The sequence below is a fragment of the Pseudomonas sp. SDO5215_S409 genome (assembly GCF_054071325.1).
The window spans coordinates 26298-45924 of sequence record NZ_JBSVWN010000054.1 but is presented as its reverse complement, the minus strand read 5'-3'; the positions used below and the strand labels follow the sequence as shown (position 1 = coordinate 45924).

At 57.0% G+C, this 19627-nt stretch carries 14 protein-coding genes, 1 other RNA gene and 1 pseudogene; 9 read left to right on the top strand and 7 right to left on the bottom strand.

The features are described 5' to 3' along the window. Positions 1-400: 400 nt before the first annotated feature. From ACW9H9_RS23100 to ACW9H9_RS23080, 5 genes and pseudogenes are all read left to right on the top strand, one after another. Positions 401-3193 (top strand): annotated as a pseudogene (locus tag ACW9H9_RS23100) (class I SAM-dependent DNA methyltransferase). After that, the gene (locus ACW9H9_RS23095; RefSeq protein ID WP_457345472.1) at positions 3190-4251 is read left to right on the top strand and encodes a PDDEXK nuclease domain-containing protein; all 1062 of its coding nucleotides are present in this window, start codon (positions 3190-3192) and stop codon (positions 4249-4251) included. Before ACW9H9_RS23100 ends, ACW9H9_RS23095 begins: the two are co-directional and overlap by 4 nt. After that, positions 4248-6413 (top strand): DEAD/DEAH box helicase, encoded by a 2166-nt coding sequence (locus ACW9H9_RS23090; protein ID WP_457345474.1) that lies wholly within the window; start codon positions 4248-4250, stop codon positions 6411-6413. The genes ACW9H9_RS23095 and ACW9H9_RS23090 overlap by 4 nt, the downstream gene beginning before the upstream one ends. A gap of 75 nt (positions 6414-6488) precedes the next feature. Then, a complete protein-coding gene (locus tag ACW9H9_RS23085; protein ID WP_457345476.1) occupies positions 6489-7046 on the top strand; it encodes a hypothetical protein in 558 nt (185 codons plus the stop codon). Continuing rightward, on the top strand, positions 7043-8209 hold the full coding sequence (locus ACW9H9_RS23080; RefSeq protein ID WP_457345478.1) for a GIY-YIG nuclease family protein: 1167 nt from the start codon (positions 7043-7045) through the stop codon (positions 8207-8209). The genes ACW9H9_RS23085 and ACW9H9_RS23080 overlap by 4 nt, the downstream gene beginning before the upstream one ends. Positions 8210-8592: 383 nt before the next feature. Here the strand turns inward: ACW9H9_RS23080 and ssrA are convergent. From ssrA to ACW9H9_RS23060, 4 genes are all read right to left on the bottom strand, one after another. Beyond that, positions 8593-8986, bottom strand: a transfer-messenger RNA (tmRNA) gene (gene ssrA / locus ACW9H9_RS23075). A gap of 103 nt (positions 8987-9089) precedes the next feature. Next, positions 9090-9371, bottom strand: coding sequence for a hypothetical protein (locus ACW9H9_RS23070; protein WP_457345480.1), 282 nt, complete (start codon positions 9369-9371; stop codon positions 9090-9092). Positions 9372-9495: 124 nt separating this feature from the next. Beyond that, complete coding sequence (locus ACW9H9_RS23065; RefSeq protein ID WP_457345482.1) at positions 9496-12315, bottom strand: FAD-binding and (Fe-S)-binding domain-containing protein; 2820 nt, start codon at positions 12313-12315, stop codon at positions 9496-9498. 57 nt (positions 12316-12372) lie between these two features. Continuing rightward, on the bottom strand, positions 12373-14067 hold the full coding sequence (locus tag ACW9H9_RS23060; RefSeq protein WP_457345483.1) for a lactate permease LctP family transporter: 1695 nt from the start codon (positions 14065-14067) through the stop codon (positions 12373-12375). A 259-nt stretch (positions 14068-14326) separates the two neighbouring features. Here ACW9H9_RS23060 and ACW9H9_RS23055 point away from each other — a divergent pair, with 259 nt between their 5' ends. Continuing rightward, positions 14327-15094, top strand: coding sequence for an FCD domain-containing protein (locus ACW9H9_RS23055; RefSeq protein WP_457345484.1), 768 nt, complete (start codon positions 14327-14329; stop codon positions 15092-15094). A 51-nt stretch (positions 15095-15145) separates the two neighbouring features. On the opposite strand, the gene smpB is transcribed toward ACW9H9_RS23055, so the two are convergent. Beyond that, positions 15146-15628, bottom strand: a complete 483-nt coding sequence (gene smpB, locus ACW9H9_RS23050) for an SsrA-binding protein SmpB (protein ID WP_457345485.1) — start codon at positions 15626-15628, stop codon at positions 15146-15148. A 168-nt stretch (positions 15629-15796) separates the two neighbouring features. Here smpB and ACW9H9_RS23045 point away from each other — a divergent pair, with 168 nt between their 5' ends. Together ACW9H9_RS23045 and ACW9H9_RS23040 are read left to right on the top strand one after the other, a co-directional pair. Continuing rightward, the gene (locus ACW9H9_RS23045; protein WP_457345487.1) at positions 15797-16231 is read left to right on the top strand and encodes a type II toxin-antitoxin system RatA family toxin; all 435 of its coding nucleotides are present in this window, start codon (positions 15797-15799) and stop codon (positions 16229-16231) included. Continuing rightward, positions 16224-16520: an RnfH family protein gene (locus ACW9H9_RS23040; protein WP_457345489.1), complete on the top strand. Its 297-nt coding sequence runs from the start codon at positions 16224-16226 to the stop codon at positions 16518-16520. Before ACW9H9_RS23045 ends, ACW9H9_RS23040 begins: the two co-directional genes overlap by 8 nt. A gap of 63 nt (positions 16521-16583) precedes the next feature. Here the strand turns inward: ACW9H9_RS23040 and ACW9H9_RS23035 are convergent, their stop codons facing one another. After that, positions 16584-17108, bottom strand: coding sequence for an outer membrane protein assembly factor BamE (locus ACW9H9_RS23035; RefSeq protein WP_457345491.1), 525 nt, complete (start codon positions 17106-17108; stop codon positions 16584-16586). A gap of 98 nt (positions 17109-17206) precedes the next feature. Here ACW9H9_RS23035 and fur point away from each other — a divergent pair, with 98 nt between their 5' ends. Next, entirely contained in the window at positions 17207-17611 is a 405-nt protein-coding gene (fur, locus tag ACW9H9_RS23030) for a ferric iron uptake transcriptional regulator (protein ID WP_457345492.1), read from the top strand. Positions 17612-17707: 96 nt separating this feature from the next. Here fur and recN read toward each other — a convergent pair whose 3' ends face one another. Continuing rightward, a complete protein-coding gene (recN, locus tag ACW9H9_RS23025; protein WP_457345493.1) occupies positions 17708-19381 on the bottom strand; it encodes a DNA repair protein RecN in 1674 nt (557 codons plus the stop codon). Between the last annotated feature and the right edge of the window lie 246 nt (positions 19382-19627).

The following is a 19627-nucleotide window of genomic DNA, read 5'->3' as shown; positions in this document are numbered from 1 at the left end:
CCTGCCTGACGGCAGGCCGTTACCGGCCCGCACACAAAAAATCTGACAGTCCCTGGACCGGTGGGCGGGACCAATCTCCTGGTTTGTTCTGCTCTTCAGACAAAACATCCGACCCCTACTAATCACCGCCGACATTGACTAGAGCTTTTCTTCTGCCACTGCTGGTGGCTCCTGCATTAAACTAGGGCATCCTGATCCAGCTGCAATGTGGCCATCGCCACTGCCAGTAACTCTGCTGTCGCCATATGCGATACCCCCTCGCTTGAGGGCGGTCAGAGGTATCATGACCAAACTGTAGCCGGCATGAAGGCAGACGCTCTTAGTGGTCTAGCCACAACCCACAAAATTGACGGCTAAAGTCGCCGCACTCGCTCATTAGTGATCTGGACAGTGGTAAACCATGAATGCAGTAGAAATTGAGTCCGCAATATCGGAGCTGGCCCTCCAGCCCTTCGACGCGGCGGAGTTCCCGTTCGCCTTCCTGGCCGCTTTTGGCAGTAAGGATACGGCTCTCAGGCGCTTGCGAGCAGGAAACAATAACGCTTCAGATGTACCCGGTGGCGTGCTACTGCGCAGTAACATCCATATCGCCGTATGCAAAGCTGGCGCCGTAGGCGAAACCCTCAAGGCATTACGTGCCAGCCCGGCAACCGCAAAATCCAAAGCCAAGTTCATCCTCGCCACCGATGGCCAGACTCTTGAGGCCGAACAATTAGCCAGCGGCGAAACCATCACCTGTGCTTATCTGGACTTCCCCAACCGTTTCGGCTTCTTTTTGCCCTTGGCCGGTATCTCCACCGTCAAGGAGATCAAGGACAATCCCATCGATGTGCGTGCGACGGGCCGTCTGAACAAGCTGTATGTTGAGCTGCTGAGCGAAAATCCAGACTGGGCGAAGGCCGAGCGCCGCCATGATATGAACCATTTCATGGCGCGCCTGATCTTCTGTTTTTTCGCCGAAGACACCGACATCTTCGATGGCGAGGGTTTGTTCACCCAGACTGTGGAGCAAATGAGCGAGCGCGACGGCTCTAATACCCATGAGGTGTTGGAAGCGGTCTTCCGTTCTATGAACATCAAGGTTGTCGAGCGCGCCAATGCTGAACCTCGTTTGCCGAACTGGATCACGGGCTTCCCTTATGTGAATGGCGGCCTGTTCTCTGGCAGTACTGACGTGCCACGCTTCACGCGCATGGCACGCACCTACCTTATGCACGCTGGCAATTTGAACTGGAAACAGATCAACCCGGATATCTTCGGCAGCATGATTCAGGCCGTGGCCGATGATGAAGAACGCAGCGCATTGGGCATGCACTACACGAGCGTGCCCAACATCCTAAAGGTGTTGAACCCGTTGTTTCTGGATGACCTGCGTGCACAGTTGAATGAGGCAGGTGATAACGATCGCAAGTTGTTGAACCTGCGCAAGCGCATGGCGCGTATCCGTGTGTTTGACCCGGCCTGCGGCTCAGGCAATTTTCTAGTAATTGCCTACAAGCAGATGCGCGAGATTGAGGCGGAAGTTAACCGCCGTAGGGGAGAACCACATCTGGGCAGCGAGATCCCGCTGACCAACTTCCGAGGTATCGAGCTGCGCGACTTCCCAGCAGAGATTGCGCGCTTGGCGCTGATCATTGCCGAGTTCCAATGCGATGTACTGTATCGCGGACAGAAGGACGCGCTGGCCGAGTTTCTGCCATTGGATGCGCAGAACTGGATTGTTTGTCACAACGCTTTGCAATTGGATTGGCTAAGTGTGTGCCCACCCACGGGGACTGGCGTAAAGCTGGTGGCAGATGACTTGTTCGGCGCGCCGCTCAATCAGGCGGAAATCGACTTCGAGAACGAAGGTGGTGAGACCTACATCTGCGGGAATCCACCCTATGCTGGATTGAGCTCTCAAACGAACGAGCAAAAGGATGATTTGCAGAGTCTTTTTGATGGAAAGACCACATACTGGAAGTCGTTTGATTATGTGATGGCCTGGTTTTGGAAGGCAAATGAATTCATGCGTGGGCAGACGGCCAAGGCTGCATTCGTGTCAACGAATTCAATTTGCCAAGGGCAACTTGTTTCAATGTTCTGGCCCATAATTCTTAGAGATGGATTACGAATATTTTTTGCTCATACATCATTTAAATGGAATAATTTAGCCGCAAATAACGCTGGTGTTACCGTGGCAATTATTGGTTTGTCAAACTCCGAAGAAAAAATGATTCGCCTGTTTTCAACGCAAAATTCTGGAGAGGTAAGCCAAAAAGTTGTCCCTAATGTAAATGCTTATCTTGTTGCTGGTCCAGATATATACGTTGATGCTGAATCGAAACCTTTATTTGATCTTCCCGTGATGTTTTGGGGTAATAAGCCAGTTGACGGTGGCCATCTTTTGATGACCAAGGATGAAGCTCGTGATTTGATAAGGGCTGAGCCAGAAGCATTACCCTACTTACGCCCGTTTTACGGCTCGGTGGAGTTTATCAGCGGGAAGTCGCGCACGTGCCTGTGGGTTGATGATTCTGAAGTGGAGCAGGCAAATCAACTCGCGAGTCTGCGCGCTAGATTTGAGCAAGTCAGGGAATTTCGATTGTCGAGCAAGGCAAAGGAAACCCGCCCATCAAGCAAATATCCGCACAGGTTTCGGCAGATACAGGGTTCGCCTGGCAATGAGTCCATTGTTGTCCCCATTCATTCCAGCGAATCTCGCCAGTATCTTCCTGTTGGGTTGCTGCCGAAGGGGGCGATAGTCTCCAATGCTGCTTTTGCAATTTACGATGTCTCACAGGTTTGCTTGGCCCTGCTTGCCTCACGCCTACATCTTGTCTGGATAGCTACGGTCTGCGGCAAAATTAAAACGGATTACCGTTACTCTAATACGCTTGGCTGGAACACCTTTCCTGTGCCGCTGCTCACGGAGCAAAACAAGGCCGACCTGACCGCCTGCGCCGAGGGCATTCTGCTTGCGCGAGAAGCGCATTTCCCCGCCACCATTGCCGACCTATAAGACCCGGACAACATGCCGGATAACTTGCGCCGAGCCCACGAACGCAACGACGAAGTACTGGAGCGCATCTATATTGGTCGTCGCTTCAAGAACGACACCGAGCGGCTGGAAAAGCTGTTTGACCTCTACACCAAGATGGCGGCAAACGCAGCGAAGGCCGCGCCGAAAAAGTCACGAGGGATAAAGGCATGAGCGACACCCCTGTTAGCCTGGGCATGCCGCCCGAGGGCTACGGCGATTGGCTGACCGACCTCAAAGGCCGCATCCATAATGCTCAGCAGCGCGCCACGCTGGCGGTGAACCGCGAACTGGTGCTGCTCTACTGGCAGATCGGTCACGATATTTTGACCCGGCAAGCACAACAGGGCTGGGGTGCCAAGGTAATTGAGCGCTTGGCGCAGGATTTGCACGCAGCCTTTCCCGATATGAAAGGGTTTTCACCACGCAACCTCAAGTACATGCGCGCCTTTGCCGAGGCGTGGCCGGACGCGGAATTTGTGCAGCAGGCTGCTGCACAATTGCCTTGGGGTCACAATCTGGTGCTGCTGGACAAGCTGCCCGGTCCCGAAACCCGCCGCTGGTATGCCGCCAAGGCAATCGAGCACAACTGGTCGCGCAACATTCTGGTGATGCAGATCGAGACCCGTCTGTTGGAGCGCAGTGGCAAGGCAGTCAGTAACTTCGAGAGCCACCTACCCAAACCGCAGTCCGACCTGGCCCGCGAGTCGCTGAAAGATCCTTACCGCTTCGACTTCCTCGGCCTGACTTTTGATGCGCAGGAGCGTGAGATCGAAAACGCGCTGGTCAAGCATGTCACCGAGTTCCTGCTGGAACTGGGCGCAGGCTTTGCCTTCGTTGGCCAGCAAGTGCTGCTGGATGTGGGCGGTGACGAGTTCTTCATCGATCTACTGTTCTATCACCTCAAGCTGCGCTGCTATGTGGTGATCGAGCTCAAGGCCGGTAAGTTCAAGCCTGAGCACCTTGGCCAGTTGAGTTTTTACCTCACCGCAGTGGATGCCCAGCTCAAGCACCCACAGGACGGCCCCACCATTGGCCTGCTGCTGTGCAAGAGCAAGAACAAAGTAGTGGCCGAATACGCACTGCGTGATAACGCCCGCCCCATCGGTGTGGCCGAATACCAATTGGTGGAGTCCCTGCCGGCAGAGCTGCAAACCAGCCTGCCCAGCATCGAACAGATCGAGCGCGAACTGGCAAGTGATGACGCATCCATGGACGACGATTCGCAATGACCGAACAGAACCACAACCCAACCAACACTTACACGGTGCCGTCGGTATCCATCACCACAGCACACACTGGGGCTTCTAGCAAAGCCAATGAGTTGGGCATGCGTACCATGCAGGAGCGCGCCTATACCAAGCGCGGTGAACAGTACCTGCTGATCAAGTCGCCCCCTGCATCAGGTAAGTCCCGCGCCCTGATGTTTATCGCGCTGGATAAGCTGCATAACCAGGGCTTGCAACAGGCAATTGTCGTGGTGCCGGAGCGCTCCATTGGCGGCAGCTTCGCCGATGAGCCGCTGAGCAAGTTTGGTTTTTACTGGGACTGGCAAGTGGCTCCGCAGTGGAACCTATGCAATGCTCTTGGCATTGATGAGCCGGGTGTGGCCAAATCCAAGGTAGAAGCCGTATGCGCTTTCCTGAAAAGCACCGACAAGACACTGGTTTGCACCCATGCCACCTTCCGCTTTGCCGTGGAAGAGCTAGGTATCGAAGCCTTCGACAACCGTTTGATCGCCATCGACGAATTCCACCACGTTTCCGCCAACCCGGACAACAAGTTGGGCCGCCAGCTAAGCGCGTTTATCGGCCGCGATAAAGTGCATTTGGTGGCCATGACTGGCTCTTATTTCCGTGGCGACAGCGAGGCCGTGCTGGCCCCGGCGGAAGAAGCCAGGTTTGAGACGGTGACTTACACCTACTACGAGCAGCTCAACGGCTACCGCTGGCTCAAGTCGCTGGACATCGGCTACTTCTTCTATACCGGCAAGTATGTGGATGCCGTCGCCAAGGTGCTGGACCCAGCACTGAAAACCATCATCCATATCCCCAATGTGAATGCCCGCGAAAGCCTCAAAGACAAGGAGCGCGAGGTCAACGAAATCATGAGTGCGCTGGGCGATTGGCTGGGTGTCGACCCGGCCACCGGCTTCCACCTCATCAAAGCTAAGGACGGTCGCACGCTGAAAGTGGCAGACCTGGTGGATGACAGCGAAGCAACCAGACGCTCCAAAGTGCTCGGCGCGCTGAAAGACCCGGAGCAGAAGAACAACCGAGACAACGTGGATGTGATCATTGCGCTGGGCATGGCGAAGGAAGGGTTTGACTGGATCTGGTGTGAACATGCACTGACCATTGGCTATCGCAGCAGCCTGACTGAAATCGTGCAGATCATTGGCCGCGCAACGCGTGATGCCGAGGGTAAGGAGCGCTCACGCTTCACCAACCTGATCGCTGAACCCGCTGCGGATCAAGCCGCTGTTGCTGAGGCGGTGAACGATATGCTCAAGGCCATTTCTGCCAGCTTGTTGATGGAGCAGGTGCTGGCCCCGCGTTATGAGTTCACTCCGAAAGATACAGGGCCGAAAGAGGGTTTCACTTATGGGCCTGATGGTTATCAACCAGGTGGCACCAACTTGGGCGTGAATGAAACCACAGGCCAGTACCATGTCGAAATCAAGGGCCTGACCACGCCACAAAGCGCAGAAGCTACGCGTATCTGCAAGGAAGACTTGAATGAAGTGGTGACCAACTTCTTGCAGGACAAAACTGTGCTGGAGCGCGGTTTGTTCGACAAGGAAAACACTCTGCCCGAAGAGCTGACCCAGCTGCGCATGGGTAAGATCGTACGCGAGCGTTACCCAGACTTGAGCGACGTCGATCAGGAAGCCATCCGCCAGCACGCCATCGCGGCCATGAACATTACCCAACAGGCCAAGTTGGCCTTGGGGCAGCCCGATGTTAACGGTGGCGACGCAGTGCAGGGCAGTACGGCGCTGTTGGATGGTGTGCGTAAGTTCGTTAACGTGCGCGAGCTGGACATTGATTTAATCGATCGCATCAATCCCTTCGATGCCGCCTATGCCGTGCTGGCGAAAGCGATGGATGAAAGGTCCCTGCGTCAAGTCCAAGCCAGCATTTCTGCCAAGAAGGTTAGCATCCCCGAAGACGAAGCACGTGATCTGGCAAAGCGTGCGTTGCAGTTCAAGAACGAGCGTGGTCGCTTGCCAGACATTAATTCCGCTGACGGCTGGGAAAAGCGCATGGCCGAAGGTGTAGCTGCTTTTGCTCGTTATCGTGCCCAGGCATTAGCAGGTCAAAAGGGGCTACCAATACCTAAAGAAACACCACCTATGCCAAAAGTAGCAGCACCTAAAAAGGCGGAAAAATAGCCGAGCAGAAAAACTTTATTAGCGACTTGTCCAGTTTGATTGATTTGATTAATGCCGGTGTCGGGGATGTAAAGAATGGCGCAAGAGCGATTTTGGAAAGAGCTTCACGAATTGAAGTTCAATATTGGTTTCGTTCAGCGGCTCTTGCTTGAGGCTGAGGGAAAAGAGCGCGTCATTAAAGCAGTCATAGCAATAACCTCTAGCGCAAGTATCGGTGCCTGGGTTGTCTGGAAAGAGCTGGCTGTGCTCTGGGGTGCGATTATCGCAGGCTCACAGGTGCTCTCAGTCATTTACCCTCTACTCCCCTACGCGGATCGTCTAAAAACGTTTTCGTTAATGCTTAAAGATCTTGAGCTTTTGTTTATTGAGGCCGAGCATAAGTGGCAATCTGTTGCGGACGGAAGTATGTACGCTCAGAAAATAGATAGTGAGCGCACACTGCTGCACAAACAGAAGAGCAAAATTTTAAATAAGTATATGCCTACCAGCATTTTTCCGGAGAACACTAGGTTTGCTGACAGGGCTGAGCAGGATGCGGCAAACTACTTCTCTCGCTACTACCCTAAAGAGTATGAACCCTCCAAATCGTTCGGCACCAAAAAAGAAGCCGCCAAAGATGGAGCGCTAACATGAATGACGACGACCTACTGGATGCTTTAGGCGTAGAGGTTCCCTCTCTCAAGACAGTCACTCGAACCCCTCGTGAAGAACGCATCATCGCTGGCTTCGAGGATATTCTGCGCTTTTATCAGGCTCACGGTCGCACGCCATTGCATGGCGAAGACCGTGATGTTTTCGAGCGATTGTACGCCGTACGCCTGGATCAGCTGCGCAAATTGCCGGAAGCGCTAACACTACTTGCTGAGCTGGATGGCCCTGATCTGCTGTCCGGAACCGTAGCGGTGGATGTGAATGACCTAGACGAGGACGCCTTGCTGGCCGAACTGGGCGTTGGCGGTGAACCCGCAGACCAGAACGACATCACCGTGCTTCGTCATGTGCGCTCCAGCACTGAAAAACGTGCAGCTGAGGAAATAGCCGACCGTACGCCCTGTGTGGATTTTGACAGGTTCCAACCACTGTTCGAGCTGATTGAAAGGGATCTGAAGTCTGAAGCTCGCAAAACCCTGCGCTTTGGTCGCGATGCCAGCATTGAATCGGGGAACTACTTCATCGTCGGCGGGCAGTTGGCCTACGTGGCGGAAATCGGCGAAACCATCAAAGCGCCCAATGGCGAAAGCGATGCACGCCTGCGTGTCATCTACGCCAACGGAACGGAAAGTAACTTGTTGCGTCGTTCGCTCCAACGGGCGCTTTACAAAGATGAAACCGGTCGGCGAGTTACCGACCCGGACATGGGGCCGTTGTTTGGCAATGCTTCAGAGCCAGACGACATTGAAAGCGGGACAATTTATGTGCTGCGGAGCCTGTCTAGCCACCCATTCGTCGCCGAGCACCGCGAGCTGGTCCACAAGATCGGCGTGACCAACGGCAAAGTGGAGACGCGCATTGCTAACGCGGAAAAGGATGCGACCTATCTGCTGGCCGACGTGGAGGTTGTCGCCACCTACAAGCTGCATAATCTGAACCGCACTAGGCTAGAAAACATCTTCCACCGTCTGTTCGGTGGGGCTCAACTCGACTTGACCATCGAAGATCGCTTCGGCCATCTGGTCAAACCAAGGGAGTGGTTTTTAGTACCCCTCCATGTAATTGACGAAGCGGTTGAGCGCATTCGGGATGGATCGGTTACCGATGTGGTCTACGATCCTCAGTCGGCTCGTCTGGTCAGCTAAAGACACTGATGAGGTATAGCGATGACTAGATCGATGCCGCGCGCAAACGCGCGATATCGATCTAGTCTGATCCCGAAACTCCTCTGGGCGTTAGCTAAATTGTGACTCACAGCTGAAGCCCGTCACCATCGGTGAGGACGTAGTCCTTGTCTTTGGGTGTGACAGTCTTGAGCTGACGGTCCGAGAGGCGGGCGGTTTGAGCGCACATGAGAAGTGCTCCATGTCACCTTTTGGTATTCCCAAAATTAGGGCTGGGTAGCGGGGAATACCAAATCGGCTGGAACTCAAAAACGTTCTATGGAGCCCAGTAGCGCTCAATTCCTTGATTTCACTGGATTTTAGGCACAAAAAAAGACGTCCATGGACGTCTTTGATTGATCATTTGGTGGAGCCGGGGGGATTTGAACCCCCGTCCGCCAGTACTCCGCTGTCGGTACTACATGCGTAGCCGTGTCTATTAAGTTAACCCTCAGCGACCCGACGGGCAGGGTGCTTTGGGCGAGTTGTGTAAGTTTTAGCCGCTTCGTCCACAACGTACTGCACGGCGATTCTGTTCTATATGACAATCATTTTGGGTTTACAGACATCCCCTGATGATTGCTGGACCCGAAGGTACCAGGAGGGAAGAGCTAAGGCTGCTTACGCAGCGAGAGCGTATTCCCCGTAGGTTTCGTCATTGGCAACTATAAGAAGTTGCAACAGTGGATTTACGAGTTCTGTTACCAACTCGGCATGCACCTAAAGTTTCGCAACCGGCGTCGAATCCTAAACGGCCCCGAACCTGTAACTCGTTGTTTCTTGGTGAGTGACAGGCTCGTGTAGTGTACGTCAAACCGTCACTGAAGGCCAACCCGAAGGTTGGCATTGAGCCGCAGGCCGGTTATTTGCCGCCTTTGTCGAGGTCTTGCAGGTCCTGGACGGCTTTTGCGGTGATCTCGATGCATTTTTTGTCGTCACCGGCGGCGTGCGCGGCTTTGGCCTGGGAGACGGCGGTGTCGATTTCGCCGCTTTTGCCGCTGGTGTCGGTGGCGAGCAGCGCTTTCCCGTTGTTGATTTTGTCCAGGTTGATCTGGCACAGGTCCTTGTCATTGCCTGCTGCGAACACGGGGGACGCCAGCAGTGCAGCGGTAACGAACAAACCAGCAAGTGCGGAACGCTTCATGGGTATCTCCTTGTGTAAAAAAGGCTCGAAGCTGCCGGTGGGCCGTGCAGCCAGCGAGGTCACTGAAGGGCCTCGTTTGCCGGGGCCTATGCAGATGACTGCGCCAGCGCGCAGGGGTTCGGTTTTATTGTGGCAGGGGCGTGCGCGCACGGGTCACGCGGTCCACCAGGTAGACCAGGCTGTGATAGTCGATGCCACCATGCTGGCTCAGCCCGATCTCGCAGGTGCGGCTGGTGGAGAGACCTTCGCTGCAATGTTGCACGGTGTTTCTGAGGTTGCGCAGTGAGTGGGCGTTGAGTTGCGGTGTGGTGAAGCCTTTGTCGCCCGCGAACCCGCAGCAGTGAATGCCTTCGGGGACGATGACGTTGTGGCTGCAGCGCCGGGCGAGGTCGATGAGGGCCTGGCTTTCGCCCAAGTGTTGGGTGCTGCAGGTGACGTGTACGGCGATGGGTGCTTGCTGGGGCGTGAAGTCGAGGCGGTCCATTAGATGGGTGCGGATGAAGCGCACGGGGTCGTAAAGGTCCAGGCGGGTTTCGTTCAGGTCTTGTACCAGGCGCAGGGTACAGGGGCTGGTGTCGCAATAGATCGGGTCGAGTCCGCCCCGGCTGGCGTGCAGCAAGGCGCCGAGCAGTTCCTGGCGCTTGAGTTCGGCCTGTTCGGCGTAGCCTTTGGAGGCGAACGGTTGGCCGCAGCACAGGTTGTCCTGGTTGTCGGGGAAGACGACTTGGTAGCCAGCCTTTTCCAGCAGGCCGCAGGTTTTTTCGTACAGTGACATTTGCTCTTTATCACCCGCTGCCGGGCCCATTGCCCGGGAGACGCAGGCCGCCAGGTACACCACCCGAGGGCGGCCGTCGCTCACGGTGGGGTTTACGCGAATGGCTTTTTCCGGCTGTGGCAGGGCGTTTGTCCATTGGGGGATTTGCCCCTTGGACAGGCGTGTCACGCTGGCCGACAGCTTGGCCAGTCGCGGCGCACCGAGCAGCATGCGGGCGCCGTTGGCCACGTGCAGGGTGAAGCGCACGCCTTGTAATGCGCTAGAAAAATGCGTGGCCAGCCAATCGGCCGTTTTCTTACGATCAGCGTCGCGGCCGCGCAGCTTTTTCACCAGGTCGCCAGTGTTAATGCCTACAGGGCAGCGTTGCGCGCAAAGCCCGGTGGCGGCGCAGGTGTCGATGCCTTGATATTGGTAGGCGGCCTCCAGTTCGCGGGTGTCGATGCCGGCGCGTTTTCGCGCCTGGATATCGCGCCAGATCACGATGCGTTGGCGTGGGCTCAGGGTCAGTCCTTTGGACGGGCACACCGGTTCGCAAAGGCCGCATTCGATGCACTTGTCCACCAACTCGTCTGCCGCGGGCAGGGGTTTGAGGTATTTGAGGTGGATCTGCGGGTCTGCGCTGAGCACGACGTCCGGGTTGAGAATGCCGTTAGGGTCCAGCAGGCGCTTGAGCTGCCACATCAACTGGTACGCGTCGCTGCCCCATTCCAGCTCGACGAAGGGCGCCATGTTGCGACCGGTGCCGTGTTCGGCCTTTAGCGAGCCGCCAAATTCCACCGCGACCAGTTGGGCGACGTCGTCCATGAACGCTTGATAGCGTGCGACTTCTTCGGCGCTGTTGAAGCCTTGGGTGAACACGAAGTGCAGATTGCCTTCCAGGGCGTGTCCGAAAAGGATCGCTTCGTCGTAGTGATGTTTGTCGAACAGGGCGATCAGGCGGTTCACGCCGAGGGCCAATTGTTCCACCGGGAAGGTCACGTCTTCGATGATGACGGTGGTGCCGGTTTTGCGCACGGCGCCGACGGCGGGGAAGGTGTCTTTGCGGATCGCCCACAGGCGGGCGTTTTCCAGTGGGTCTTCGGTGAAGTCGACCTGTTTTTCTACAGGGAACACGACCAGGGAGGCCATGATTTGTACGATCTGCTCACGCAGTAACGGGGTCGAGGCTGCACGGGTTTCGATCAATAGCGCGCAGGCATTTTCCGATAGCTGTTGTACGAACGCGGGCATACCGGGTTTGTTCTGTACGGAGCGCATGCTGCGCCGGTCCAGCAATTCCACCGCCGAGACAGGCTGGGTGTTGAGCACGGTCACGGCGGTGCAACAGGTTTCCACGTCGGGAAATACGATCAGGGCCGAGGCTTTATGCGGGTGGTCGAGCACCGTGTTGTAGGTCACCGCGCTGATGAATCCCAACGTGCCTTCAGACCCCACCAGCAGGTGGCTGAGGATATCCAGCGGTTCGTCAAAATCCACCAGGGCGTTGAGAGACAGGCCGGTGGTGTTTTTCAGACGATATTTGTGGCGGATTTTTGCAGCCAGCTCGATGTTTGCGCGTGTATCACGCCCCAATGTGGCCAATTGTTCGAGCAAGTGGCCGTGCTGCTGACGAAACGCTGCAACGCTGTCGGCATTTTCGGTATCAAGGCAGGTGCCGTCCGCCAGCACTAGCCGGATGCCGGCCAAGGTGTGGTAGGAATTTTGTGCGGTGCCACAGCACATGCCGCTGGAATTGTTGGCGACGATCCCGCCGATCTTGCAGGCGTTGATCGAGGCCGGGTCCGGGCCGATTTTGCGGCCAAAGGGCGCGAGCCAGGCGTTGGCCTGGGCGCCGATGACGCCGGGTTGCAGGCGGATTTGTGCGCCCTGGTCGCGAATGTCGCGACCGTTCCAGTTGTCGCCCAGCACGATCAGCACCGAATCGCTGATGGCTTGCCCGGAGAGGCTGGTGCCGGCGGCTCGGAAGGTCACAGGCACATGATCACGCTGAGCGAGTTGCAGCAGGGTGATTACCTCGTCTTCTGACTCGACGCGAACCACCAGTTGTGGGATCAGTCGGTAAAAGCTGGCGTCGGTGCCGAAGGCGAGGGTGGAAAGTGGGTCGTCGAAGCGCCGATCTCTAGGGATCAGTTGTGCGACATCGGTCAAAAAGGCAGCAGGCAGACTCATGGGAGCTCCGGTATCAGGGCCCCGGGCCGTTCGGCCCGGGGCGCCAGCAAATCAGTCTCAGTGCACCAGCATACCGGTGAACCAGTAGGCCTGAGCCAGGGTAATCAACCCGACGAGGGTCGCGAAGAACAGGCTGTGCTTGAGGGTGAAGCGGAACAGGTCGGACTCTTTGCCCACCAGCCCGGTCGCCGCGCAGGCCACGGCGATCGATTGCGGGGAAATCATTTTGCCGGTAACCCCGCCGCTGGTGTTCGCCGCCACCAGCAAGGTGTCGTTGACGCCGAGTTGGTGGGCGGTGGTGGCTTGCAATGAGCTGAACAAGGCGTTGGAGGATGTGTCGGAGCCTGTCAGAAAAACACCCAGCCAACCCAGGAATGGGGAGAAAAACGGGAAGGCCGCGCCGGTGGCCGCGAGGACCAACGCCATGGTCGACGACATGCCGGAGTAGTTGGTGACGAATGCAAAGGCCAGCACCATGCCAATCGACAGGATTGGCCAGCGCAGTTCGTAAAAGGTTTCTTTTAAAGTGGTAAGACCGGTTTTAAAGTCGATTTTCAGGATCAGCATTGAGATCAGCGCCGAGAAGAAAATCGCCGTGCCGGTCGCAGAAATCGGGTCCAGCTTGAACACGGCCGGTATCGCCGTAGGGGTGGTCACGATGGGCGCGACCTTGATGACCAGTTGGTCCAGGTGCGGGATCGCAAAGTTGAAGACGGTGCTGTACATCGAGCCGCCAGCGGCGAACAGGGCTTTGAATGGCTTCAGGGTCCAGACAGTGACCAGCACGGTGAGGATCAGGAACGGCGACCAGGCCTTGAAAATTTTCCCGAGGCTGTAGGGCGAAGCCAGGTTTCTGCGCGGTTGGCCGAAACCACCGACACGGGCTGTGGCGACTGCGTCGCAGGTGACGCCCGCAATCTGCGCGCCGGCGCTGCGCTTGGGTTGCCACACGTTCAGGAACAGGGTCAGTGCAACCAGGCTTGCCAGTGCCGAGGTGATGTCCGGCAGTTCCGGCCCAATGAAGTTGGACGTGAAGTACTGGGTGACGGCGAAGCTCAGGCCTGCGACGAGCGCGGCTGGCCACGTTTCTTTGACACCGCGCAGGCCGTCCATCATGAACACCAGCCAGAACGGCACGAACAGCGACAGCAGCGGCAATTGCCGACCGGCCATGGCGCCGATCTTGAACGCATCGATCCCCGTTACTTGCCCCGCGACGATGATCGGGATGCCCAGTGCGCCAAACGCGACGGGCGCGGTGTTGGCGATCAGGCACAGGCCCGCGGCGTACAAAGGGTTGAAACCCAGCCCTACAAGCAGCGCAGCGGTAATCGCCACAGGCGCGCCGAAACCGGCTGCACCTTCCAGGAAGGCGCCAAAGCAAAAACCAATCAGCAGCACTTGCAGGCGTTGGTCGTCGGTGATCGACAGCACCGAGCTGCGGATGATTTCAAACTGCCCGCTCTTGACCGTCAATTTGTACAGAAATACGGCGGCGACGATGATCCAGGCAATCGGCCAAAGGCCGTAGGCAAAACCATAACCGGCGGCGGCGAGTGCCATGTCTGCTGGCATGTTGAAGGCAACGATCGCCACCAGAATCGACAGCGCCAGTGTGATGCTGCCAGCCACGTGGCCTTTGAGGCGAAAGACCGCCAGGGCCAGGAAGAAAAATACGATGGGAATGACGGCCGCGAGTGCGGACAAGCCAAGGCTGCCGAGCGGGCTGTAAAGCTGTTGCCAGGTGTGCATATGGGGTGGCCCCTAATTGTTGTTGGTCAGGCACTGTTTAGTTGCTTGGGTAGTTGGTAATACCAATTTACAATCGCCGTCGGCTAGGTTAAAAGCCTCGAGGGGGATGTGTCAATTTGTCGCTTGAGAAAACGTGGGGCGTGCGGCGCGAGTAAAGCGTCTGCTCGGGTAAAACCTGCGTGTTCTAGCAGGTGCTGGATACGCGCCAATGGGCCAGAATAGGGGCCCGGCGCGTGGTCGGAGTTGTGGAGAGTGAGTTATGGGGTTTGATCAGGTGCGTCAGCGCCGTTTGTCTGACGATATTGTCGAGCAGCTTGAGGGAATGATCCTTGAGGGCACGCTGAAATCAGGCGAGCGTTTGCCGGCCGAGCGCGCGTTGGCTGAACAGTTTGGGGTGTCGCGCCCGTCGTTGCGTGAGGCGATCCAGAAACTGGCAGCCAAAGGTTTATTGGTGAGCCGCCAGGGGGGCGGCAATTACGTCGCTGACTCCCTCGGCTCGACCTTTAGCGATCCGCTGCTGCACCTGCTGGAAAACAACCCCGAGGCGCAGCGCGATCTCTTGGAGTTCCGTCAGACCCTCGAGGCCTCGTGTGCCTATTACGCGGCGCAGCGGGCGACCGAGGTGGATCGCGAGCGGCTGACCGAAGCGTTTAATGCCTTGCAAGATTGCTATGCACGCACCGACGAGGTGAGCCGGATCGAGGAGGGGGCGGCAGACGCTCGCTTTCATTTGGCCATCGCCGAGGCGAGTCATAACGCGGTGTTGCTGCACACCATTCGCGGGTTGTTTGACCTGCTCAAGCGTAACGTGGTGATCAACATTGGCGGCATGTATCAGCAGCGCACGGAAACCCGCGACATGCTGATCAGTCAGCATCGAGACTTGTACTTGGCGATCATCGAAGGGCGAGCCGAGCGGGCGCGGGAGGTTTCAACACGCCATCTGCTGTATGTGCAGGAGGTGTTGGAGGAAGTGCGTCAAGAGGTTCAGCGGGTGGCTCGGGCAGAGCGACGCAAGGGGCTTTAGCCTCTTATGTGAAACAGGGGTGGCCCTGTTTCACATCGGGTCACAAGAGCGTCAGTCTTCCTTGCCCTTGTTACGCACGGCGCGTTGCAATTCGCGGTTCGAGTCGCGCTCGCGCTCGGTGTCGCGCTTGTCGTATTCCTTTTTGCCCTTGCCCAGCGCGATCTCGCACTTGACCATGTGCTTGCTCCAATACCATGACAGGCAAACGCAGGCGTAGCCCTTCTGCTGCACGGACGCGGCGAGCTTTTCCAGTTCGCGGGCGTTGAGCAGCAGCTTACGCGTGCGCACCGGGTCGGCAATCACGTGGGTGCTCGCGGTCATCAGCGGGGTGATATGGCTGCCCAGCAGCCACGCCTCGCCATCCTTGAGCAGCACATAACTGTCGACCAACTGCAGCTTGTTGGCTCGCAGACTTTTTACTTCCCAACCGGCCAGGACCAGACCAGCCTCGAAACGGTGTTCGATGAAGTAATCGTGACGCGCCTTTTTATTCTGCGCGATGGTCCCTGTGGGGTGTTTCTTTTGTTTAGCCATAGGGGCGGCATTATAGGCAGTTGCGAGCGTGTCGGCTACGGTCATCCTGCGTGCTTGAGCGTGTTGAATGAATCCCGGACAATGTAGGCTGTTTTCTGGTTTCTTTCTGTCGCGAATCTGTTTACTCGTTCGCGATGTTTGCTGCTCAGCTGTGGAAATAACGCTCACATGACGACGCATATTCAACGTTCGGCCCTCCTGCCTTATCCGGCGCAGGCGCTTTATGACCTGGTCAACGACGTGGCGCGTTACCCGGAGTTTCTGCCGTGGTGCTCGTCTGCCGAGATTCTGGAGAGCAGTGACGTGAACATGCGGGCCCGTCTAGGGGTGGCCAAGGGTGGGCTTAGTCAGCATTTTGTGACGAGTAATACGTTGGTGCCGGGGCAGTCCATCGAGATGAATCTTGAGGAAGGGCCCTTCACTCAGTTGCACGGCGTTTGGGTATTCAAGGTGTTGAATGACAAGGCCTGCAAGATCAGCCTGGACCTGTCGTTCGATTACGCGGGCCCTATCGTGCGGGCCACATTGGGCCCTTTGTTCAATCAGGCGGCCAATACCTTGGTGGATGCATTTTGCCAACGGGCCAAGCAGTTGCATGGTTGAGGTCGAGGTGGTGTACGCCGCCGTTGATCGCCAGGTCTTGAGGGTCGTGGCGGTTGAGCCTGGCTCCAGCGTAAGGGCGGCGGTGTTGAGTTCGGGGATTGCGCTGCAATTTGCGCAGTTGGACCTGGCGAGTTGCCCCCTGGGGATTTTTGGCAAGGTGGTGCCAGACACTCGCGTCGTACAGGCTGGCGATCGAATCGAGATTTATCGACCGCTGTTGGCCGACCCCATGGAAATACGACGCCTGCGCGCAGCGAAGGCTGCGAAGACTCGTGCGCAGTCTTCATAGATGGAGATAACAGGCAACAAAAAGCCCGGCATGCCGGGCTTTTTGTTGGGTGCTGTCAAACGATTACTGCTGGGTGTCCAGCGGTTCTGGAGCGGGCACCGGGACCGTTTGAACGCCGTCGACGCCTTTCTGGATCTGGTCCAGCAAGGAGCCTGGTTTGGCCGGTACGTCAGACTTGGGTTGCTCGGTATTCTGCGCAGGGGCGGTCACGTTGGTGCCGGTGTCTTTGCCCAGCAGTGCGTCGTCACGGCTTACGCCGGGTTTGAAGTCGCCCGACAGGCTGACGAGTTGGTCATTGCCATTGAAGATGACGCTGACGCGTTCCTGCTGGCGCTCACCGCCGCCTGGCTGGATGCTATAGAGATAATCCCAGCGATCGGCATGGAACGTGTCGGTCAGCAGAGGGTTGCCCATGATAAACCGCACTTGTCGTCGGGTCATTCCCGGGCGCAACTGGTCTATCATGTCCTGCGTCACGACATTGCCCTGCTGGATGTCGATTTTGTAAACCCCGGGGAATGAACAACCGGCGAGTGCGAGCAGTCCCACAAAGGTGAAACTGGTTAGCAAGAGCTTGGTGTTTTGCATCGGTGGGCGACTTCCACTATCTTGGCTGGGACAACGTAAACGCCGATCATACCCGTATTAAGAGAAGCTGCGAAGCAGCATCCGCGAGAAAGCTAACCATGGTTGAAAATAGCGAACTGCGTAAAGCTGGCCTTAAGGTGACTCTGCCACGGGTCAAAATTCTACAAATGCTCGATTCCGCCGAGCAACGCCACATGAGTGCCGAGGATGTTTACAAGGCACTCATGGAGTCTAACGAGGACGTCGGCCTGGCCACGGTTTACCGTGTACTGACCCAGTTTGAAGCCGCAGGGCTGGTGGCTCGTCATAATTTCGACGGCGGTCATGCTGTGTTCGAATTGGCTGACAGCGGCCACCACGACCACATGGTCGATGTGGAAACTGGCGAGGTGGTTGAGTTCGTCAGCCCGGAAATCGAGAAGCTCCAGAAGGCGATCGCCGAGGAGCACGGCGTCGAATTGGTGGATCACAATTTGGTGCTGTATATCCGTAAGAAAAAGTAAAAATCCACGCAGATCCGTTCTGCGAAACGATCGAAGGCGACCTCAGGGTCGCCTTCGTGCTTTCTAGAATGGAGAAAACGTCCTCTACGTCAACGCTCACGCTTTTGCCGCGACGACCATTTTCTTCGCGTGGGCCAACGACTCTTTTGTCAGGTCGATACCGCCCAGCATCCTCGCCACTTCCTCGACTCTTTCGGTCTTGTTCAGCTTGGCGACGGCAGTGTGGGTTGCATCGCTGCCGCGCACTTTATGGACGAACAAATGCTGATGCCCCTGGGCCGCCACTTGCGGCAAGTGAGTGACCGTCAGTACCTGGCCCCGATCTCCCAGGCGGCGCAGCAGTTGGCCGACAATTTCTGCGGTCGGGCCGCCGATGCCAACGTCCACTTCGTCGAATACCAGTGTTGGGACTCGAGAGGTTTGGGCCGTAATGACCTGAATCGCCAGGCTGATCCGCGATAGCTCACCGCCAGAGGCAACTTTGGCCAGCGCCTTGAGGGGTTGCCCGGGGTTGGCGCTGACCAGCAGTTCGACTTGCTCAAGGCCATGGGGTTGCAGTTCGTTGTTGGTGTTGGAGCGCAGCTCAATGGTGAAGCGCCCGCCGGGCATGCCCAACCGCTGGATTTCTTGCTCCACTGCGCAGGCCAGGCCGGTGGCTGCCTGATGGCGCAGGTCGCTCAGCTCGCGGGCTTTTTCATGGTAATGGCGGGCAAAAGAAGCCAGTTCTTCTCCCAGTCGTTCAATGGATTCGTCATTGGCGTTCAGCGTTTCAATTTCATCCAGCAGCTTTTGTTGCATCGTAGCCACTTCGGTTGGCTGGATCCGATGCTTGCGCGCCAGGGTGTAAATGGTGTCCAGGCGTTCTTCTATTTCTTGCAGGCGCGCAGGGTCGGCGTCGAAGTGGTCGAGAAAGCGATTCAATTCCCCTACGGCTTCCTCGACCTGGATTTGTGCGCTGGTCAGCAGGGTGGTGGCTTCACTCAGTGAGCCTGCGGCATTGTTGACGCTGGACAGGCGGTTGAGGCTGGCGGTGAGGGCGTTGAGTACGTTGCCCGAATCGCTCTCGCTGCATTGCTCCACCACTTGGCGGCAGATGCCCAATAGGGTTTCGGCGTTGGTCAGGTTCTTGTGCTCCTGCTCCAGTTGCTCAAGTTCTGTCTCGCCAAGCCCCAGGCTTTCGAGTTCTTCCAGTTGATAGCTGAGCAATTGGTGGCGGGCGCGTTGCTCGTCGCCGGAATTGGACAGGCGCTCCAGTTCCTGGCGAGTCTGGCGCCAGCGCTGCGCGGCCAATTGCACTTGGCGTGCAAGGTCGGTAGCCCCGGCGTATTCATCGAGCAGGCGGCGGTGGGTGTCGGTTTTCAGCAGGGATTGGTGTTCGTGCTGGCTGTGGATGTCAATCAGCAGTTCGCCCAGCGCCTTCAGGTCGCCCAAGGGGCAGGGCGTGCCGTTGATGTAGCCGCGCGAACGCCCTTCGGCAGTAATGATGCGGCGCAGGATGCACGGCCCTTCATTATTCAGGTCGCGCTCGGCAAGCCAGGCTTCGGCTTCGGGGATGTCTGCCAGGTCGAAGGTGGCGAGGATATCGGCTTTGTCCGCACCGGGGCGGACCACGCCGCTGTCGGCGCGGTCGCCCAGGGTCAGGCCCAGGGCGTCGAGCATGATCGACTTGCCGGCGCCGGTTTCGCCTGTGATTACGCTCATCCCGCGATCCAGTTCAAGATCCAGGTGTTCAACGATGGCGTAGTTGTGTACAGACAGGTGCACCAGCATGACGGCAGCTCCCAAGCTTAATGTCTGGTTATTTATACAGTGTTTTGTTCAAGGCTGACAATCCTGGCGCTTAGCTCTATTTGCTTGAAGCAGGCATGTTCATAGTGCCAGGAGGAATGAAAGCCTTGGCGTTGAGCGAACGCAATTGAAAGACTTTTGGTAACGCCTGCGCCCTTGAACCTGAAAATTGTGGCCCCATATACCGGTGCAGAAGCGCGAGTCGAGTTCGCGCATGATTTTGAAAGG

Bases quoted from the DNA above. Each gene is read 5' to 3' on its own strand.
- ACW9H9_RS23095 (WP_457345472.1), top strand. From the start codon at position 3,190: ATGAGCGACACCCCTGTTAGCCTGGGCATGCCGCCCGAGGGCTACGGC.
- ACW9H9_RS23090 (WP_457345474.1), top strand. From the start codon at position 4,248: ATGACCGAACAGAACCACAACCCAACCAACACTTACACGGTGCCGTCG.
- ACW9H9_RS23085 (WP_457345476.1), top strand. From the start codon at position 6,489: ATGGCGCAAGAGCGATTTTGGAAAGAGCTTCACGAATTGAAGTTCAAT.
- ACW9H9_RS23080 (WP_457345478.1), top strand. From the start codon at position 7,043: ATGAATGACGACGACCTACTGGATGCTTTAGGCGTAGAGGTTCCCTCT.
- ACW9H9_RS23070 (WP_457345480.1), bottom strand. From the start codon at position 9,371: ATGAAGCGTTCCGCACTTGCTGGTTTGTTCGTTACCGCTGCACTGCTG.
- ACW9H9_RS23065 (WP_457345482.1), bottom strand. From the start codon at position 12,315: ATGAGTCTGCCTGCTGCCTTTTTGACCGATGTCGCACAACTGATCCCT.
- ACW9H9_RS23060 (WP_457345483.1), bottom strand. From the start codon at position 14,067: ATGCACACCTGGCAACAGCTTTACAGCCCGCTCGGCAGCCTTGGCTTG.
- ACW9H9_RS23055 (WP_457345484.1), top strand. From the start codon at position 14,327: ATGGGGTTTGATCAGGTGCGTCAGCGCCGTTTGTCTGACGATATTGTC.
- smpB (WP_457345485.1), bottom strand. From the start codon at position 15,628: ATGGCTAAACAAAAGAAACACCCCACAGGGACCATCGCGCAGAATAAA.
- ACW9H9_RS23045 (WP_457345487.1), top strand. From the start codon at position 15,797: ATGACGACGCATATTCAACGTTCGGCCCTCCTGCCTTATCCGGCGCAG.
- ACW9H9_RS23040 (WP_457345489.1), top strand. From the start codon at position 16,224: ATGGTTGAGGTCGAGGTGGTGTACGCCGCCGTTGATCGCCAGGTCTTG.
- ACW9H9_RS23035 (WP_457345491.1), bottom strand. From the start codon at position 17,108: ATGCAAAACACCAAGCTCTTGCTAACCAGTTTCACCTTTGTGGGACTG.
- fur (WP_457345492.1), top strand. From the start codon at position 17,207: ATGGTTGAAAATAGCGAACTGCGTAAAGCTGGCCTTAAGGTGACTCTG.
- recN (WP_457345493.1), bottom strand. From the start codon at position 19,381: ATGCTGGTGCACCTGTCTGTACACAACTACGCCATCGTTGAACACCTG.